Annotated in this window: 15 protein-coding genes and 1 pseudogene; 12 read left to right on the forward strand and 4 right to left on the reverse strand. The window is 59.2% G+C overall.

Translation table 11 applies throughout. From position 1 onward, the window contains the following. Window positions 1-125: 125 nt before the first annotated feature. Window positions 126-1,163, reverse strand: coding sequence for an L-glyceraldehyde 3-phosphate reductase (gene mgrA / locus AB4O41_RS15550; RefSeq protein WP_460143799.1), 1,038 nt, complete (start codon window positions 1,161-1,163; stop codon window positions 126-128). A gap of 165 nt (window positions 1,164-1,328) precedes the next feature. Beyond that, window positions 1,329-1,541: pseudogene (locus tag AB4O41_RS15555) on the reverse strand (type II toxin-antitoxin system HicB family antitoxin); the annotation flags it as partial. 231 nt (window positions 1,542-1,772) lie between these two features. On the opposite strand from AB4O41_RS15555, the gene AB4O41_RS15560 reads away from it, so the two are divergent. Next, window positions 1,773-2,033: a hypothetical protein gene (locus tag AB4O41_RS15560; protein WP_460143800.1), complete on the forward strand. Its 261-nt coding sequence runs from the start codon at window positions 1,773-1,775 to the stop codon at window positions 2,031-2,033. A gap of 26 nt (window positions 2,034-2,059) precedes the next feature. Here AB4O41_RS15560 and betT read toward each other — a convergent pair whose 3' ends face one another. Next, the gene (gene betT / locus AB4O41_RS15565; RefSeq protein ID WP_460148351.1) at window positions 2,060-4,015 is read right to left on the reverse strand and encodes a choline transporter BetT; all 1,956 of its coding nucleotides are present in this window, start codon (window positions 4,013-4,015) and stop codon (window positions 2,060-2,062) included. Window positions 4,016-4,443: 428 nt separating this feature from the next. Next, on the reverse strand, window positions 4,444-5,370 hold the full coding sequence (gene epsC / locus AB4O41_RS15570; protein ID WP_008005160.1) for a serine O-acetyltransferase EpsC: 927 nt from the start codon (window positions 5,368-5,370) through the stop codon (window positions 4,444-4,446). Between the two features lie 190 nt (window positions 5,371-5,560). Here epsC and AB4O41_RS15575 point away from each other — a divergent pair, with 190 nt between their 5' ends. The 11 genes from AB4O41_RS15575 (at window position 5,561) to AB4O41_RS15625 (ending at window position 17,166) form a co-directional block, all read left to right on the forward strand. Next, window positions 5,561-6,553, forward strand: a complete 993-nt coding sequence (locus tag AB4O41_RS15575; protein ID WP_460143802.1) for a D-cysteine desulfhydrase — start codon at window positions 5,561-5,563, stop codon at window positions 6,551-6,553. A 368-nt stretch (window positions 6,554-6,921) separates the two neighbouring features. Next, on the forward strand, window positions 6,922-7,716 hold the full coding sequence (tcyJ, locus tag AB4O41_RS15580) for a cystine ABC transporter substrate-binding protein (protein ID WP_007903114.1): 795 nt from the start codon (window positions 6,922-6,924) through the stop codon (window positions 7,714-7,716). Beyond that, entirely contained in the window at window positions 7,716-8,381 is a 666-nt protein-coding gene (gene tcyL, locus AB4O41_RS15585) for a cystine ABC transporter permease (protein ID WP_460143803.1), read from the forward strand. The genes tcyJ and tcyL overlap by 1 nt, the downstream gene beginning before the upstream one ends. Window positions 8,382-8,385: 4 nt before the next feature. Then, entirely contained in the window at window positions 8,386-9,135 is a 750-nt protein-coding gene (gene tcyN, locus AB4O41_RS15590; RefSeq protein WP_052962897.1) for an L-cystine ABC transporter ATP-binding protein TcyN, read from the forward strand. A 507-nt stretch (window positions 9,136-9,642) separates the two neighbouring features. Then, window positions 9,643-10,401, forward strand: a complete 759-nt coding sequence (locus AB4O41_RS15595; protein WP_460143805.1) for a hypothetical protein — start codon at window positions 9,643-9,645, stop codon at window positions 10,399-10,401. Window positions 10,402-10,652: 251 nt separating this feature from the next. Further along, window positions 10,653-11,894, forward strand: coding sequence for an SfnB family sulfur acquisition oxidoreductase (locus AB4O41_RS15600; protein WP_460143806.1), 1,242 nt, complete (start codon window positions 10,653-10,655; stop codon window positions 11,892-11,894). Between the two features lie 5 nt (window positions 11,895-11,899). Continuing rightward, window positions 11,900-13,093: an SfnB family sulfur acquisition oxidoreductase gene (locus AB4O41_RS15605; protein ID WP_460143807.1), complete on the forward strand. Its 1,194-nt coding sequence runs from the start codon at window positions 11,900-11,902 to the stop codon at window positions 13,091-13,093. Next, on the forward strand, window positions 13,093-14,451 hold the full coding sequence (locus tag AB4O41_RS15610) for an LLM class flavin-dependent oxidoreductase (protein ID WP_460143808.1): 1,359 nt from the start codon (window positions 13,093-13,095) through the stop codon (window positions 14,449-14,451). The genes AB4O41_RS15605 and AB4O41_RS15610 overlap by 1 nt, the downstream gene beginning before the upstream one ends. A gap of 147 nt (window positions 14,452-14,598) precedes the next feature. Beyond that, window positions 14,599-15,408: a MetQ/NlpA family ABC transporter substrate-binding protein gene (locus tag AB4O41_RS15615; RefSeq protein ID WP_258618888.1), complete on the forward strand. Its 810-nt coding sequence runs from the start codon at window positions 14,599-14,601 to the stop codon at window positions 15,406-15,408. Between the two features lie 2 nt (window positions 15,409-15,410). Beyond that, window positions 15,411-16,532 (forward strand): methionine ABC transporter ATP-binding protein, encoded by a 1,122-nt coding sequence (locus AB4O41_RS15620; RefSeq protein ID WP_460143809.1) that lies wholly within the window; start codon window positions 15,411-15,413, stop codon window positions 16,530-16,532. Next, window positions 16,522-17,166: a methionine ABC transporter permease gene (locus AB4O41_RS15625; protein ID WP_095054448.1), complete on the forward strand. Its 645-nt coding sequence runs from the start codon at window positions 16,522-16,524 to the stop codon at window positions 17,164-17,166. Before AB4O41_RS15620 ends, AB4O41_RS15625 begins: the two co-directional genes overlap by 11 nt. The last annotated feature ends 309 nt before the right edge of the window (window positions 17,167-17,475 follow it).

A 17,475-nucleotide genomic window follows, 5' to 3' on the forward strand; every position in this document is an offset into this window, starting at 1 on the left:
CGGGCAAGCCCGCTCCCACAAGGATTTGTATTGACCAATATTTTGCGGTCAACCGATAACCTTGTGGGAGCGGGCTTGCCCGCGATGGGGCCGGAACGAACACCAGAGAGTACGGCGCCGAACACTTATTCAGCCGTCGAAGGCTTCTCCCAAAGATTGACCCCACCCTCCTGGGCAAACCGGTCAATCTCCGCCAACTCTTCCACGCTAAAACTCAGGTTCTTCAACGCCCCGACGTTCTCGATAATCTGCTCCGGCCGGCTCGCGCCGATCAGGGCCGAGGTCACCCGTGGATCGCGTAGGGTCCAGGCCAGCGCCAACTGCGCCAGACTCTGACCGCGACGTTTGGCGATTTCATTAAGCGCCCGCACATGGGCGATGTTAGCTTCGGACAGGTGCGACGCCTGCAACGAACCACCACCCGGACGATTGACCCGCGCATCCGCTGGCACGCCATCGAGGTACTTGTCGGTCAACAGCCCCTGAGCCAATGGCGTGAAGGCGATCACGCCGGTACCGAGTTCATCGGTGGTGTCCAGCAGGTCCTTTTCCACCCAGCGATTCAGCAGGTTGTAAGCTGGTTGATGAATCAGCAACGGCACTTTCCACTCTTTCAGCAATCCGGCGATTTCACGGGTTTTCACCCCGGAATAGGACGAGATGCCGATGTACAGCGCCTTGCCCTGCTGCACCGCGGTAGCCAGTGCACTGGCGGTTTCTTCAAGCGGCGTGTCCGGGTCGAAGCGATGGGAATAGAAGATGTCCACGTAGTCCAAGCCCAGGCGTTGCAGGCTCTGGTCGAGGCTGGCCAGCACGTATTTGCGCGAACCACCGCCCTGACCGTAAGGGCCGGCCCACATGTCCCAACCGGCCTTGCTGGAGATGATCAACTCGTCGCGGTACTGCTTGAAGTCTTCACGCAGCAAACGACCGAAGTTGATCTCGGCGCTGCCGTACGGCGGGCCGTAGTTGTTGGCCAGGTCGAAGTGGTTGATGCCCAGATCGAACGCCGTGCGCAGCAACGAGCGCTGGGTATCGATTGGCGTGCTGTCGCCGAAGTTGTGCCACAAGCCCAGGGACAGTGCCGGCAGCACCAACCCGCTGCGACCCACGCGGCGGTAAGGGATGGAATCGTAGCGGTTTTCGGCAGCGGTGTAGGTCATCGAATCCTCTCTTGTCTGTCTTGAATGTGGTATCGACTGCTTTGCAAGTTGCCCAGCATACGCCCGGACAAACGCCGATAAACCTCGGACTCGAGAAAAGGCTGAAACGTTTCACAGATTATTAAATCTGACCCACCGCATAGCGCCGATATCCACTCCCAACGTTTACGCCGACAACTCACGCAACGCGGCAGCCGCCAAAAAACCAGATCGTGAACTGTATCGCTGATCTCGTCTGACCGTCTGGTCGATGCGCTCAAGCAATTGCTCAGGGAGCGTGGCATTGAAGCGCACCGATTTGCCGAAGTAAGGCGTGATATCGAAGTCGACCACACCCCATACACCACCAGCGTAATCAGGGTTATCAAGATCAGCGTCAAGCCAGATTGACCGCGGACCATCAGTAATGGGCAAATCCTGCGGGTGAATGGTGGGTTGGTTTAACTATGCTCGGTCTATTGGGGTGAGCAGTGGAGACGCCTTCGCGGGCAAGCCTCGCTCCTACGGGTTTTGTGTCGGACACACGATTGACGGAAATCCTGTAGGAGCGAGGCTTGCCCGCGAAGACGGCCTCAAAGACACCACAAATCTGAAGGGGAGGAACGCATCATGCACACCACCATCATCATCTTCTTCGGCCTGGTCCTGTTGGCGCTGATGTTGTTCATCGGCGAGAAAATCGGTTTCCCCCGCCAAATCCTGGCCTATAGCTTTGTCGTGTTGTGGCTGGCATTGACCTTGATCAACGGCGCAGTCGGCATGGTCAACGCCGGCCAGCCGTTGAGCACGGAACTGGTGGTCGGCAGTGTGGTGTTCGGCGTCCCGGTGTCCGCGCTGGTGTTGTTCATGACGATGAGCACTGACGCCTGACAAGACGTCAGCGCCACCCGCGTAGATCAACGCACCAGGTGCAAAAACTGCATGTGCCGTTCGTACTGGTCGAGGATGTCGTTGATGACCTGCTCCTTGGTGTAGCCGACCAGATCGTAATCCTGACTGCCCTCTCTCAAATGCACTTCGGCCCGGTGATATCGGCGGTTGTTGAGTTGCTTGGAACCCATGCCGCCACGGGCGAAGGATGGCGTGAAGTAACCGCGCATCTGCACCTGATAGATGAATGGATGCAGTTCGCCGTGACCGATCTCCAGGCTGACGTTGTCATTGGCCGGATCAGGCTGAGCGACCACGTGCAGCCCCTTCTCGACGAACACGGCAGTCACGTCCTCAATCGCCGGGCGCACCGTCGTATCGAGGAAGCGATAGACCTCATCCCGAGACGGGAAATGCACCGCCTGACTCAAGCGCTGACGCCATCCACCGCGCCGCGAGCCGGACACCGGCGCAAGGGAATGCAGTTGCGCGATCTGCTTCTGCGATTCCAGATAAAACGCCTTGTGCAGCCCCCACATCATCAGCAGCAAAATCATCGAGAACGGCAACGAGGTCAGTACCACCGCTGACTTCAACGCATCGATGCTGCCGGAGAACAGCAGCGCGCTGGTCACCAACGCGGTCATCGCGCCCCAGAACACTCGCAGCCATTTCGGCCCGTCTTCATCCGGGTTACCGCCCTTGGCGGACAACGTCGACAACACCACAGTGCCGGAGTCGGCGGAGGTCACGAAGAATACGAAACTGATGAACACCGTGACCGCAATCACGGTTTTGCTCCACGGATAGGTTTCCAGCAGCAGGTACAGGGTCATCGACGGGTTGTCGACAGCCGACATGCCTAGCGCGCTCATGCCGTGGTTGAGCACTTGATCGATGGCGCTGTTGCCGAAGATCGACATCCACGCCAGGGTGAAACCGAGCGGAATCAGCAGCACGCCGAAGACGAATTCGCGGATGGTCCGGCCACGGGAAATCCGCGCGATGAACAGCCCCACGAACGGCGACCATGCAATCCACCAGGCCCAATAGAACACCGTCCAGCCACCCAGCCAGTCGCTGGGTTTATCGTAGGCGTAGAGGTCGAAACTCTTCATCGGCAAGGCGCCGAGGTAGTCGCCGATGTTCTGGATCAGTGTATTGAGCAAGTGCTGGGTGGGGCCGGCGAACAACACGAACAGCAGCAGCGCACAGGCCAGCAGCATGTTGATGTCGGACATCACCCGCACGCCTTTATCGACGCCGGACACCGCGACGATGATCGCCGCACCCATCATCAGCGTGATCAGGCCGACCTGAATCCACTGGGTGTGGGCGACGCCAAACAGGTAGTCCAGGCCCGAATTAAGGTGCAACACGCCAAAACCCATATCGGCACCGAGGCCGAACACCGTAGCGATAATGCCGAAACCGTCCACTGCGTAACCGATGGGGCCGTTGATGCGCTTGCCGATCAGCGGGTACAGCGCCGAACGCAGGGCCAGCGGCAGGTTATGTCGATAGGCGAAATAGGCCAGCGCCATACCGACGAAAGCGAACACGCCCCAGCCATGCAGGCCCCAGTGCAGAAACAGAATCTGCATCGCCTGACGCGCCGCATCCGCCGTGCCAGCCTCACCTTGCGGCGGTTGCGCCAGGTGAGTCAGCGGCTCGGACACGCAAAAGAAAAACAGCGTGATGCTGATCCCGGCGGCGAACAGCATGCCGGCCCAGGACAGGTAGCTGAATTCGGGCTCGTCGTGGTCGGCACCGAGCTTGATCTTGCCGTAGCCAGACAAGGCGGTGACCACCACGAAGACCAGATACAGCGTCATCGCGAGCATGTAGTACCAGCCGACCGTATTGGCCGCCCAGTTTTGCGCTTGCAACAGCCAGGCACCGGCCTGTTCAGGTATCGCCATGACCACAACGGCGAACAGCAGAATAAAGGTCGCCGCGAAATAAAACACCGGTGGATTCATGCGGACCTGGCCGCTTGCGGGGGTGGACGATGCACTCATGAAAGGTGCACCTCAAGGGGGTGAAACAGGGCAATCAATAACGGACTCGGCAAAGGCAAGCCTCCTGTTGTGAGCGGGCAGCAAACCGGCGGTTTAACTTGAATGAGCGTTCAAGTTAAACATAGATAGGGGGCTAAGGACTAATCGCAGGGCTCGGCGGTCACTTTCCTGCGCTAGCTCAAGGAAGGGAATGACGCGGGGTTTGCGGGATTTGTTCGGCGGGAAATTAGCTAAATGCCATTATTTCGGCCTGCCTTGAAACCAATCGCGAGCAGGCTCGCTCCCACAGTTGATTTCTGTCGTTCACAGCTATTGTGCTCATCAGATATCAACTGTGGGAGCGAGCCTGCTCGCGATGAGGCCAGATCAGTCAGCAGAGATTCAGGAATCTACTTCTGCGTCCCATCATCATGCTGCAGATTCGCCTGGGTCAGATTGCACCCCGCCGGCACGCTACGGGTCAGCCAGACGTTACCGCCGATGGTCGAGCCCTTGCCGATGGTGATCCGCCCCAGAATCGTCGCGCCGGCATAGATCACCACATCGTCCTCGACGATCGGATGCCGCGGATGGCCCTTCTGCAACTGGCCGTCTTCGTCCGCCGGGAAGCGCTTGGCACCCAACGTCACTGCCTGATAAATCCGCACGCGCTCGCCAATGATCGCGGTCTCGCCGATCACCACACCCGTCCCGTGATCAATGAAAAAACTGCGACCGATCTGCGCCCCCGGATGGATGTCGATGCCGGTGGCCGAGTGGGCGATTTCCGCGCTGATCCGCGCCAGCAGCGGCAAGCCGGCGCGATACAAATGATGGGCCAGGCGATGGTGAATCACCGCCAGAATCCCCGGATAGCAGAGCAACACTTCATCGACACTGCGAGCCGCCGGGTCGCCGTGATAGGCCGCCAGTACGTCGGTGTCCAGCAGAGTGCGCAGCCCCGGCAAAGCGAGGGCGAAGTCCTGAATGATCTGGATGGTTTTGGCCTCGACTTCAGTGTCGGCCTGGGCACTGTGGCGCGCGGCATAACGCAACTCGAGCCGCGCCTGAGCGAGCAACGCGTTCAGTGCGACGTCGAGTGTGTGGCCGACGTAGAAATCTTCACTTTCCTCGCGCAAATCCACCGGGCCCAGACGCATCGGGAACAGCGCACCGCACAAGGCTTCGAGAATGTCTGCCATGGCCGCTCGGGACGGCAACTCGCGACCGCCCTGCTCGCCGCTGGCACGGCCGTTTTGTGCGCGCCACTGGTCGCGCGCCGTACGCAGTTGGCTGACGATGGTCTGCAGTTGCCAATGGCTGGAACGCTCGCTCACGGTAAAAACTCCTCACGGGCGGCCGGACTGTCTGGCCGCGTTAACCGCGATTACTTTACGGCAACGGCTTGCAGCCGAATTAAGAACCAATAGTGCTGTGCTCAATACTTTTGGCTATAAGCGATTGGCAGTTGCCCCACTAAATACCCGTGCCTATAGTCCTGACATCTTCCTCCGCCAGTACGGACCCATGATCAAACAACAGCTTGCCCGCTTTAACCGCCTCGACCTGCTCGGTCACCCTACTCCTCTGGAAAAACTCGAACGCCTGTCGACTTGGCTGGGCCGCGATGTGTACGTCAAACGCGATGACCTGACGCCATTGGCACTGGGCGGCAACAAGCTGCGCAAACTCGAATACCTGGCCGCCGATGCCTTGGCCCAGGGCGCTGACACTCTGATCACTGCTGGCGCGATACAGTCCAACCACGTGCGCCAGACCGCCGCCATTGCGGCCAAGCTTGGTTTGGGCTGCGTGGCCCTGCTGGAAAATCCGCTCGGCACCGACAACAGCAACTATGTCGGCAATGGCAATCGGCTGTTGCTGGACCTGTTCGATGCCAAGGTCGAGTTGGTGGAAAACCTCGACAATGCCGACGAGCAATTGGAAGCGCTGGCCGGGCGTCTGCGCAGCAACGGTAAAAAGCCGTATCTGGTGCCGATTGGTGGCTCGAATGCATTGGGCGCTTTGGGTTATGTCCGTGCAGGCCTGGAACTGGCTGAACAGATCAAGGACACCGGGCTGAATTTCGCCGCCGTGGTGCTGGCGTCCGGCAGTGCCGGCACCCACAGCGGCCTGGCGCTGGCATTGAGCGAAGCACTGCCGGATTTGCCAGTGATCGGCGTCACCGTTTCCCGTAGCGATGAAGCACAACGACCGAAAGTTCAGGGCCTCGCCGAGCGCACGGCCGAGCTGTTGGGCGTGAGCCTGCCGGCGAATTTCAAAATCGAACTGTGGGACGAATATTTCGGCCCGCGTTATGGCGAGCCAAATGCCGGGACATTGTCGGCGTTGAAACTGCTGGCGAGTCAGGAAGGGTTGCTGCTGGATCCGGTGTACACCGGCAAGGCCATGGCCGGTTTGCTCGACGGCATCGGGCGCCAGCGCTTCAATGACGGCCCGATCATCTTCCTGCACACCGGTGGGGCGCCGGCGTTGTTTGCCTATAAAGACTTTCTATAACTGATCGTACGCTGAACGATCGTTCCCACGCTCCGCGTGGGAATGCAGCCCGTGACGCTCCGCGTCACTGGACGCAGAGCGTCCCTAGAGGCATTCCCACGCAGAGCGTCGGAACGATCATGAAACCGCGTTCTCCTGTAGGAGCGAGGCTTGCCCGCGAAAGCGATTTCAAATTCATATACAAATACAGAATAATAAAATCAATATTTAGTATTTTCCTATCTAAAGACAACATCATATAGTCACGCCGCAGGCGAATTTGCAGCAAGACGCATAAGCTGCTTTAGGGCAGGATATCGCAGTCGTTCAAATCCCGAATTTGCCAACTTTCCTTAAGCGTCTTCCATAAGAAAACACAGGGGCTTGTCATGAATTTTTCCGCATTACGTCGAAATCTGCTCGTGGGTTCGCTGGGCCTGGCGCTGAGCGCCGGCCTGCTCGGGCAGGCAGTGGCCGGTGAGCAGCTGCAAAAAATCAAGGACGCAGGCGTGATCAACGTCGGTCTGGAAGGCACTTATCCACCGTTCAGTTTCGTCGACGAGGCCGGCAAACTGAGCGGCTTCGAAGTCGAGTTCTCCGAAGCCTTGGCCAAAGAGCTGGGCGTGAAGGTCAAACTGCAGCCGACCAAATGGGAAGGCATCCTCGCAGCCCTGGAATCCAAGCGGCTGGACGCGGTGATCAACCAAGTGACCATCACCGAAGAGCGCAAGAAGAAGTATGACTTCTCCACGCCTTACACCGTTTCCGGGATTCAGGCGCTGACCCTGACCAAAAACAAAGACACCATCAAGACCGCCGCCGATCTGGCCGGCAAGAAAGTCGGCGTAGGTCTGGGCACCAACTACGAGCAGTGGGTGAAAGAGAATGTGCCTAAGGCTGACATCCGCACCTACGAAGATGATCCGACCAAGTTCCAGGATCTGCGCGTCGGCCGCATCGACGCCATTCTGATCGACCGCCTGGCCGCGCTGGAATATGCCAGGAAGGCCAAGGACACTGCCGCCGCCGGCGAAGCGTTCTCCCGCCAGGAAGCCGGTATTGCCCTGCGCAAAGGCGAGCCTGAGCTGCTGGCCGCGGTGAACAAAGCCATCGACAAGCTGCGTGCCGACGGTACGCTGAAAAAGCTTTCGGAAAAATACTTCAGCGCTGACGTCACTCAATAATGGGAGAAGCTTTCCAACTTGCGCTGGACTCCGCGCCCTTTCTGCTCAAGGGCGCGTACTACACAGTCATCCTGAGCCTGGGCGGAATGTTCTTCGGCCTGCTGATGGGCTTCGGCCTGGCGTTGATGCGCCTGTCGCGCTTCAAACTGGTGAGCTGGATCGCCCGCGTCTACGTGTCGTTTTTTCGCGGGACGCCGTTGCTGGTGCAACTGTTCGTGATCTATTACGGCTTGCCGCAATTGGGTATCGAACTTGATCCGCTGCCGGCGGCCCTGATCGGCTTCTCGCTGAACATGGCTGCCTACGCCTGCGAAATCCTGCGTGCCGCGATCAGCTCCATCGAGCGCGGCCAGTGGGAAGCTGCCGCCAGTATCGGCATGACCCGCGCGCAAACCCTGCGTCGGGCCATCCTGCCGCAAGCGGCGCGCACAGCTCTGCCACCTTTGGGCAACAGCTTTATTTCGCTGGTCAAGGACACCGCGCTGGCGGCCACCATTCAGGTGCCGGAGCTGTTCCGTCAGGCACAGCTGATTACCGCTCGCACCTTCGAAATTTTCACCATGTATCTTGCCGCTGCGCTGATCTACTGGGTTCTGGCGACTGTACTGTCGCACCTGCAGAACCAGTTGGAAGTGCGGGTCAATCGGCACGACCAGGAGTCCTGACCCAATGATTGTCGTGGAAAAACTGACAAAGCAGTTCAAGGGTCAGGTGGTGCTCAACGGCATCGATCTGCAGGTGAAGGAAGGCGAGGTGGTGGCGATCATCGGCCCCAGCGGCTCGGGCAAGACCACCTTCCTGCGTTGCCTGAATTTTCTCGAGGAGCCCAGCAGCGGCCGGATCAAGGTCGGCGACATCGAGATCGATGGCAGCCGTCCCCTGAACCAGCAGCAGAGTCTGGTACGGCGCTTGCGCCAGCACGTGGGTTTTGTGTTCCAGAACTTCAACTTGTTCCCCCATCGCACAGCCTTGGAAAACGTCATCGAAGGCCCGTTGGTGGTGAAAAAGATCCCGCGTGCCGAAGCCGTTGCCCTGGGTAAAAAGCTGTTGGCCAAGGTCGGCCTGGCGGGCAAGGAAGACGCTTACCCGCGACGCCTCTCCGGCGGTCAGCAACAGCGTGTGGCGATTGCCCGAGCGTTGGCGATGGAACCGGAAGTGATCCTGTTCGATGAACCAACCTCGGCGCTGGACCCGGAGCTGGTGGGCGAAGTGTTGGCGACCATCCGCGGCCTGGCCGAGGAGAAACGCACCATGGTGATCGTTACCCACGAAATGGGCTTCGCCCGGGACGTGGCCAACCGCGTGGTGTTTTTCGACAAGGGTGTGATCGTCGAACAAGGCGAAGCCAAGGCACTGTTTGCCAATCCTAAAGAGGAACGGACCCAGCAGTTTCTCAGCAAGTTTCTTAATAACGCTTAGTGCTGCCCCACTCGAAAAGCTGTCAACTTCCATGGATGGAAGTGGCATTAACTCCGCTTTATAAAAACGTATAGCGGCCTTCAACAAATTGCATGATTCGCCCCATCATAAACAACTTCCCGCCGTCCTATGCGGTACATATATATGTCCTGCAACAGATTCATATCGCCTAAATTTTCTAAAACACCTTGCTGTCCACGCTCAAAGGGTTGCTGCCTCGGAGGCATAAAACCCACCAAATACCGAACTATATTCGACAGAGCGATGCGGTTTATTAACCACGCCGCGTAGGAGCTTTCTGAATCACGCAAGAACTAACCTTTAACCAACCAACGCTATTGACACCTATTCAACTGCACTCTTATCTAGTCCCCAACAGGCAACAACCACCCCCACTCAATTATTGTTTAAGCGCGCAAATAGTGAATCGTTTTGTTGCTTGGTAATTCACGCCTTTCGATCTTTCAGAAATGGACTTCGCGGCAAGGCTTCAAGGAGAGAAACCCCATGACAAGCACTTCGAACAAACCCGAACTCGCAGCCCCGACCCTGGCGCAAAGCCACAAGGCCGGTATCAACATCACCTCGGCCGCTCACCTGATGATCGACGTGCCGCCCTACCCCGGCATGGACGAAGGCGATCTGATCGAGCTGTTCTGGAACAACTGCTACGTCGCCTCCAGCGTGTTGGGGCCCGACCACGACAGCAAAGCCGTGAGCCTGCGGGTGCCGGAAAGCTTCATTGCCAATGGTTCTGCCCGCGTCCATTACAAGGTCATGCAGATCGGGCAAGGGCCCGCGGTATCACCGGCGGCGCGCGTCCAGATCAAACTCGATTGCCCGGGTGGCCTGCTTCTTTGCGATGAGGAAAACCAGAGCCTGGCGCCCGTATTCATCCCAGAGACCATTCGCCGTCAGGGGGTCAATTCGAACCAGGTCAAACGCGGTGTGCCGCTGACCATCGACCCGTACCTGAACATGGCCGTCGACGACGAAATCACCCTGCGCTGGGGCGATGTGCGCATGGACCTGCCCAAGCTCAAGGCTTGCGATGTGGGTCAGCCGATTCAGGTCTGGGTGCCACCGGCGATCATTCTCGAAGCCGGCGAAGACCTTCGACTGGAAGTGACCTACTGCATCCTCGACCGCGTGGGTAATAACTCGCGATGGGCACCGGCCCGCACACTGAAGATTGGCTGTGCCAATCCCTATCTGAAAGTGCCGGCGAAAGAAGCGCTCATGGCCGCTGAATCCCGAAAGAAGTGAAGCCCCTTGCTGTAGACACCGACCTCCCTCGCCACAGGGTTCAGAGCAGACCTTCTATACATATTCCTAAAAGTTAGTTCATAAATTATTTATACACGTTTAGGGTATATGCACCGGACCACCGGACATTCGTGTTTTTCGTTCGCCGTAACTTGCGGCGCTTTCATGAGATGTGAGGTAGGTATGGTCCGGAACACAATCACCCCAGTGCAAATCGCCAGGGCATTGCGTGCAGCCAAGGAGCGGCACTGATGTCCAGTCTGGCAGATGCAATCGTCCAGAGTGATCTGGACATCGCCCCATTGTTGTTGCCCGCGCAGGTCTTGCGCAACGACGCACAAGCCATCAAGGCGGCCCATGAGCTGGCGCAAGTCGCCCGCCTGCAAGCAGCCAAACGTGACCAGCAGCGCAAGCTGCCGTGGTCGGAAATCGAACAGTTCACCCGCAGCGGCCTGGGCAGCATTGCCATCCCGCGCGAGTACGGTGGCCCGCAGGTTTCATTCGTCACCTTAGCCTCGGTATTCGCGATCATTTCCGCGGCCGACCCGGCCTTGGGGCAGATCCCGCAGAATCAGTTCGGGATTCTCAATCTGATACTCGGCAGCGCCACTGAGCCGCAGAAAAAACAGCTGTTCAAAAGCGTGCTCGAAGGCTGGCGAATCGGTAACGCGGGACCAGAGCGCGGGACTAAAAATACCCTGGAGCTCAAGGCGCGGATCACCGCCGACGGCGATGGCTTCGTCATCAACGGGCAGAAGTTCTACTCCACCGGCGCCCTGTTCGCCCACTGGGTGGCCGTGAAGGCGTTGAACGACGATGGCAAGCAAGTGCTGGCCTTCGTCCGTCGTGGCACACCGGGCCTGCGCATCGTTGATGACTGGTCGGGTTTCGGCCAGCGCACCACCGCCAGCGGCACCATTTTGCTCAACAACGTGCGGGTCGACGCCGAGCTGGTGGTGGATAACTGGAAGATCAACGACAGCCCGAATACCCAAGGCGCCGTGTCGCAATTGATTCAAGCCGCCATCGACGCGGGCATTGCCCGAGGCGCCATCGATGACGCCATCGAGTTCGTGCAAAAACGCGCACGGCCGTGGATCGACGCCAAGGTCGACCGGGCCAGCGACGACCTCTACGTGATCGCCGATATCGGCAAGCTGAAAATCGAACTGCACGCCGCCGAAGCGCTGCTGCGCAAGGCCGGGCAAGTACTCGATCAGGTCAACGCCGCGCCGCTCACCGCCGAATCCGCTGCGCGCGCTTCGATTGCCGTGGCTGAAGCCAAAGTGCTGACCACCGAGATCTCGCTGCTGGCCAGCGAAAAACTCTTCGAACTGGCCGGCAGCCGCGCGACCCTCGCCGAATTCAACCTCGACCGCCACTGGCGCAACGCCCGGGTGCACACCCTGCACGACCCGGTGCGCTGGAAGTATCACGCGGTCGGCGCTTACCACCTCAACGGCACTCTGCCGGCCCGTCACTCCTGGATTTAATGACCATGACTCTTTCTCACCACGTCGCGGTCATCACCAGCGATGAGCAAGCCCTGATCGTCGCCAGTGACCTGGCCGACGATTTCAAACGCGACAGCACCCTGCGCGACCGCGAACGTCGTTTGCCATACCCGGAACTGGAAGTGTTTTCCCGCTCGGGTCTTTGGGGCATCAGCGTGCCAAAAGAATACGGTGGCGCTGGGGTTTCCAACGTCACCCTGGCCAAGGTGATCACGTTGATCGCCCAGGCCGATGGCTCCCTCGGACAAATTCCCCAGAACCATTTCTATGCCCTTGAAGTGCTGCGCGTGAACGGCACCGATGAGCAGAAAAAACGCCTGTACGCAGAAGTTTTGGCCGGCCAGCGCTTCGGCAATGCACTCGCGGAACTGGGCACCAAAACCGCCCATGATCGCGTCACCAGCCTGACTCGCGATGGCAACGGCTACCGCATCAACGGTCGCAAGTTCTACGCCACCGGCGCCATTTACGCCCAGCGCATCCCGACGTCAGTGGTGGACGAAAACGGCGTGCAGCAACTGGCGTTCGTCCCGCACAACAGCAAAGGCCTGACGGTGATCGACGACTGGAGCGGCTTCGGCCAGCGCACCACCGGCAGCGGTTCGGTGGTGTTCGAGGACGTCTACGTCGCCGCCGAGGACGTGATCCCGTTTCAGAGCGCTTTCGAGCGCCCGACCACTGTCGGCCCGTTGGCGCAGATTCTCCACGCCGCTATCGACACCGGCATCGCCCGCGCCGCGTATGAAGATGCCCTGCATTTTGTGCGCACCAAGACTCGGCCGTGGATCGACGCCACTCATGAAAAAGCCACCGAAGACCCGCTGACGATCAAGAGTTTCGGCCACCTGGCTATTCGTCTGCATGCCACCGAAGCCTTGCTGGAACGCTCCGGCGAATTCCTCGATCAGGCTCAGGCCGACACCAATGCCGAGACTGTCGCCGCCGCGTCGATTGCCGTCGCCGAAGCCCGGGCCATCAGCACCGAAATCTCCCTCGCCGCCGGCAGCACACTGTTTGAACTGGCCGGTAGTCAGGCGACCCTGATCGAACACGGTTTGGATCGCCACTGGCGCAACGCTCGGGTGCATACCCTGCACGACCCGGTGCGCTGGAAGTATCACGCGGTGGGCAATTACTACCTCAACGATGAAAACCCTCCATTGCGAGGGACCATCTGATGGCTGATGCCAAAAAGAAAATCCTGCTCAACGCGTTCAACATGAACTGCATCGGGCACATCAACCATGGCCTGTGGACGCATCCACGGGACAATTCCACCCAATACAAAACCATCGAATACTGGACCGAACTGGCTCAGTTGCTGGAGCGCGGACTGTTCGACGGTCTGTTCATTGCCGACATCGTCGGCGTGTACGACGTCTATCAAAACTCGGTGGACGTGCCGCTCAAAGAGTCGATCCAGTTGCCGGTCAACGACCCGCTGCTGCTGGTCTCAGCCATGGCTGCAGTCACCAAAAACCTCGGCTTCGGACTGACCGCCAACCTGACCTACGAACCGCCGTATCTGTTCGCTCGACGCATGTCGACGCTCGATCACCTGAGCCGTGGGCGGGTTGGCTGGAACATCGTCACCGGCTACCTCGACAGCGCCGCCAAGGCCATGGGCCTGAGTGAACAGGTGGAACACGACCGCCGCTACGACCAGGCCGATGAATACCTGCAAGTGCTCTACAAACTCTGGGAAGGCAGCTGGGAAAACGGCGCGGTGCTCAATGACCGCGAACAGCGGATCTACGCCCAGCCAGACAAAGTGCACAAGGTCGAGCACAAGGGCGAGTTCTATCAGGTCGAGGGTTATCACCTCTGCGAGCCATCGCCGCAACGCACGCCGGTATTGTTCCAGGCCGGCAGTTCCGATCGCGGTTTACTGTTCGCAGGTCGGCATGCCGAGTGCGTGTTCATCAGCGGTCAGAACAAACCGGCGACCCGGGTTCAGGTAGACAAGGTTCGCGCCAGCGCCGTCGAAGCCGGGCGCAACCCTTGGGACATCAAGGTGTTCATGGGCTTGAACGTGATCGTCGGTGCGACAGAAGAACTAGCCTGGGCCAAACACGCCGAGTACCTGAGCTACGCCAGTGCCGAGGCCGGCGTGGCGCATTTTTCGGCGTCCACCGGGATCGATTTTTCCGAGTACGAGCTCGACGAACCGATCCAGTACGTGAAGAGCAACGCCATCCAGTCCGCCACCAAGAACCTGCAAAACAACGACTGGACCCGCCGCAAACTGCTGGAACAACACGCACTTGGTGGCCGTTACATCACCGTGGTCGGCTCGCCACAGCAGGTGGCTGATGAGCTGGAATCGTGGATTGCGGAAACCGGGCTGGATGGCTTCAACCTGACACGGATTGTCACGCCAGAAAGCTATCTGGATTTCATTGAGCTGGTGATTCCGGAATTGCAGCGCAGAGGGTCATACAAGACCGCGTACGACGACGGCAGCCTGCGGGAAAAACTGTTTCAGGGCGAGGCGCATTTGCCTGAGCAACACACCGGATCCCACTACCGACACTAACCCCCGCCCCTGATCGTTCCCACGCTCTGCGTGGGAATGCAGCCAGTGACGCTCTGCGTCATCGCCGCAGGGACGCGGAGCGTCCCGGGAGGCATTCCCACGCGGAGCGTGGGAACGATCGGCCTAAACTTGACTGGAAACCCCATCATGAAAAAGACCTACCTCTCTCACCCAGTCAAAGCACTGGCCCTGGCCCTCGGCCTCTTCAGCTCCATCACCTTCGCTGCCGACGCACCACTGAAAGTCGGCACTACCGCCGCCTTCGCCATTCCCCTGGAAGCCGCAGTAGAAGAAGCCAACAAACAAGGCTTGAAAGTCGAACTGGTGGAGTTCAGCGACTGGATCGCCCCCAACGTCAGCCTCGCCTCGGGCGACATCGACGTGAACTATTTCCAGCACATCCCGTTCCTGGAAAACGCCAAGGCCGCCGCCGGTTTTGACCTGGTGCCGTTCGCCCCGGGGATCATCAACAACGTCGGCCTCTACTCGAAGAAGTACAAAAGCTTCGACGCATTGCCCGAAGGCGCCAGCGTGGCCATCGCCAACGACCCGATCAACAGCGGTCGCGGCCTGCAACTGCTGGCCAAGGCCGGGCTGATCACCCTCAAACCTGGCGTCGGCTACAAAGCCACTGAAGAAGACATCATCGCCAACCCGAAGAAAATCAAAATCCTTCAGGTCGAAGCCGTGCAACTGGTGCGTGCCTACGACGATGCCGATCTGGTTCAGGGCTACCCGGCCTACATCCGTCTGTCGAAAACTTTCGATGCCAGTTCCGCTCTGCTGTTCGACGGCCTCGATCACAAGGAATACGTAATCCAGTTCGTGATCCAGCCGAAAAGCAAAACCGACCCGCGCCTGATCAAATTCGTCGACATCTACCAGCATTCGCCAGCCGTTCGTGCGGCGCTGGATAAAGCCCACGGCAAGCTCTACCAAGCCGGCTGGGAAAGCTGAGCATGACGGCCGCGATCCAACGGCGACTGGAACTTCCGGAGCCACATAACGCCACACAAACCGAACTGCACCCAGACCTGAATCGCGCTCACGTGCGCTTCATCGGCCTGGGTAAAACCTACAACGGCCAGCAAGGTCCGGTGGCGGCCTTGCACGGCATCGACCTGGCGATCCAGCGCAGCGAAGTGTTCGGCATCATCGGTCGCAGCGGTGCCGGCAAGTCGTCGCTGATCCGCACCATCAACCGCCTCGAACAACCGAGCAGCGGGCGGGTGCTGATCGATCAGGTCGACATCGGCGAGTTCGATGAAGACCGTTTGGTGACGCTGCGGCGGCGGATTGGCATGATCTTCCAGCACTTCAATTTGATGTCGGCCAAGACGGTTTGGCAGAACGTCGAATTGCCGCTGAAAGTCGCCGGTGTGCCCAAGGAGCAGCGCGAGCGCAAAGTCCGCGAACTGCTGGAACTGGTCGGCCTGCAAGAGAAACACAAAGCCTACCCGGCGCAACTTTCCGGCGGGCAGAAACAGCGCGTCGGTATCGCCCGGGCGCTGGTGCATGACCCGGAAATTCTGCTGTGTGACGAGGCGACGTCGGCGCTGGATCCGGAGACCACGCAATCGATCCTCGGCCTGTTGCGCGAGATCAATCAGCGCCTGGGTTTGACCATTGTGCTGATCACCCACGAGATGGCGGTGATCCGCGATATCTGTGATCGGGTCGTGGTGCTGGAACACGGGCGAATCGTCGAGCACGGGCCGGTCTGGGAAGTTTTTGGCAACCCGCAACATGAGGTCAGCAAGACTTTGCTCGCGCCACTGCAACACGGGCTGCCGGAAGAACTGCAAAGCCGCTTGCGGGAGCAGCCACAGTCTTCGGACGCCGCCGTGGTGCTGCGTTTGCAATTCACCGGCAGCGCGAGTGACGAGCCAGACCTGGCGGCGCTGTTCAGCGCCCTCGGTGGTCGCGTGCGCTTGCTGCAAGGGGGCGTGGAACGGATTCAGGGGCATGCCCTCGGGCAATTGTTGCTGGCGGTGACCGGTTCGTCCCTCGGCGCCGAGGAACTGCGTCAGCGCGCCGGCAACTGGGCGCAACAGGTGGAGGTGCTGGGTTATGTGGTTTGATCGGTTGCTTCAGGGTTTTATCGACACGTTCTTGATGGTTGGAGTGTCGTCACTGATCGCGCTACTGGCGGGCATTCCGCTGGCGGTGATTCTGGTCACCAGTTCCAAGGGCGGGATCTACGAAGCCCCGGCGCTGAACCGCGCGTTGGGCGCGTTCGTGAACCTGTTTCGCTCGATTCCGTTTTTGATTTTGATGGTGGCGTTGATTCCGTTTACCCGGTTGATCGTCGGCACCACGTATGGCGTGTGGGCAGCCGTGGTGCCGTTGACTATTGCGGCCACGCCGTTCTTTGCACGCATTGCCGAGGTCAGTTTGCGCGAGGTCGACCATGGGTTGATCGAAGCGGCGCAGGCAATGGGCTGCCGACGCGGGCATATCGTCTGGCATGTGCTGCTGCCCGAAGCGCTACCGGGGATTGTCGGGGGGTTCACCATTACGTTGGTGACGATGATCAACTCGTCGGCCATGGCCGGGGCGATTGGTGCCGGTGGGTTGGGGGACATTGCTTATCGGTATGGGTATCAGCGGTTTGACAGTCAGATCATGTTGACGGTGATTGTGTTGCTGGTGGTGTTGGTGGCGGTGATTCAGTTGGGTGGGGATCGGTTGGCGCGGGGGTTGAACAAGCGCTGAGCGTGGTGGATGTCGGAAGCTTTTGTGGCGAGGGAGCTTGCTCCCGCTCGATTGCGCAGCAATCGCAAAACCATTCAATGAGGTTTATCTGACACACCTCATTGAATGGTTTCGGGTCTGCTGCGCAGCCCAGCGGGAGCAAGCTCCCTCGCCACAGAAAAGCTCTCTCACCAGAAGTATTGTCTCTAGCTCCTGGGGAACATTTCGTACAAGAAAATCAGAGTGCCAGCAGGCCCGATCCCTTTCTTTTGCAGGACGTTTCCTAGATCATTCCGCTCGCTTGCGCCTGCCAAATTCCGTGGCTAGTCT

Source organism: Pseudomonas sp. S2_A02 (genome assembly GCF_054668495.1).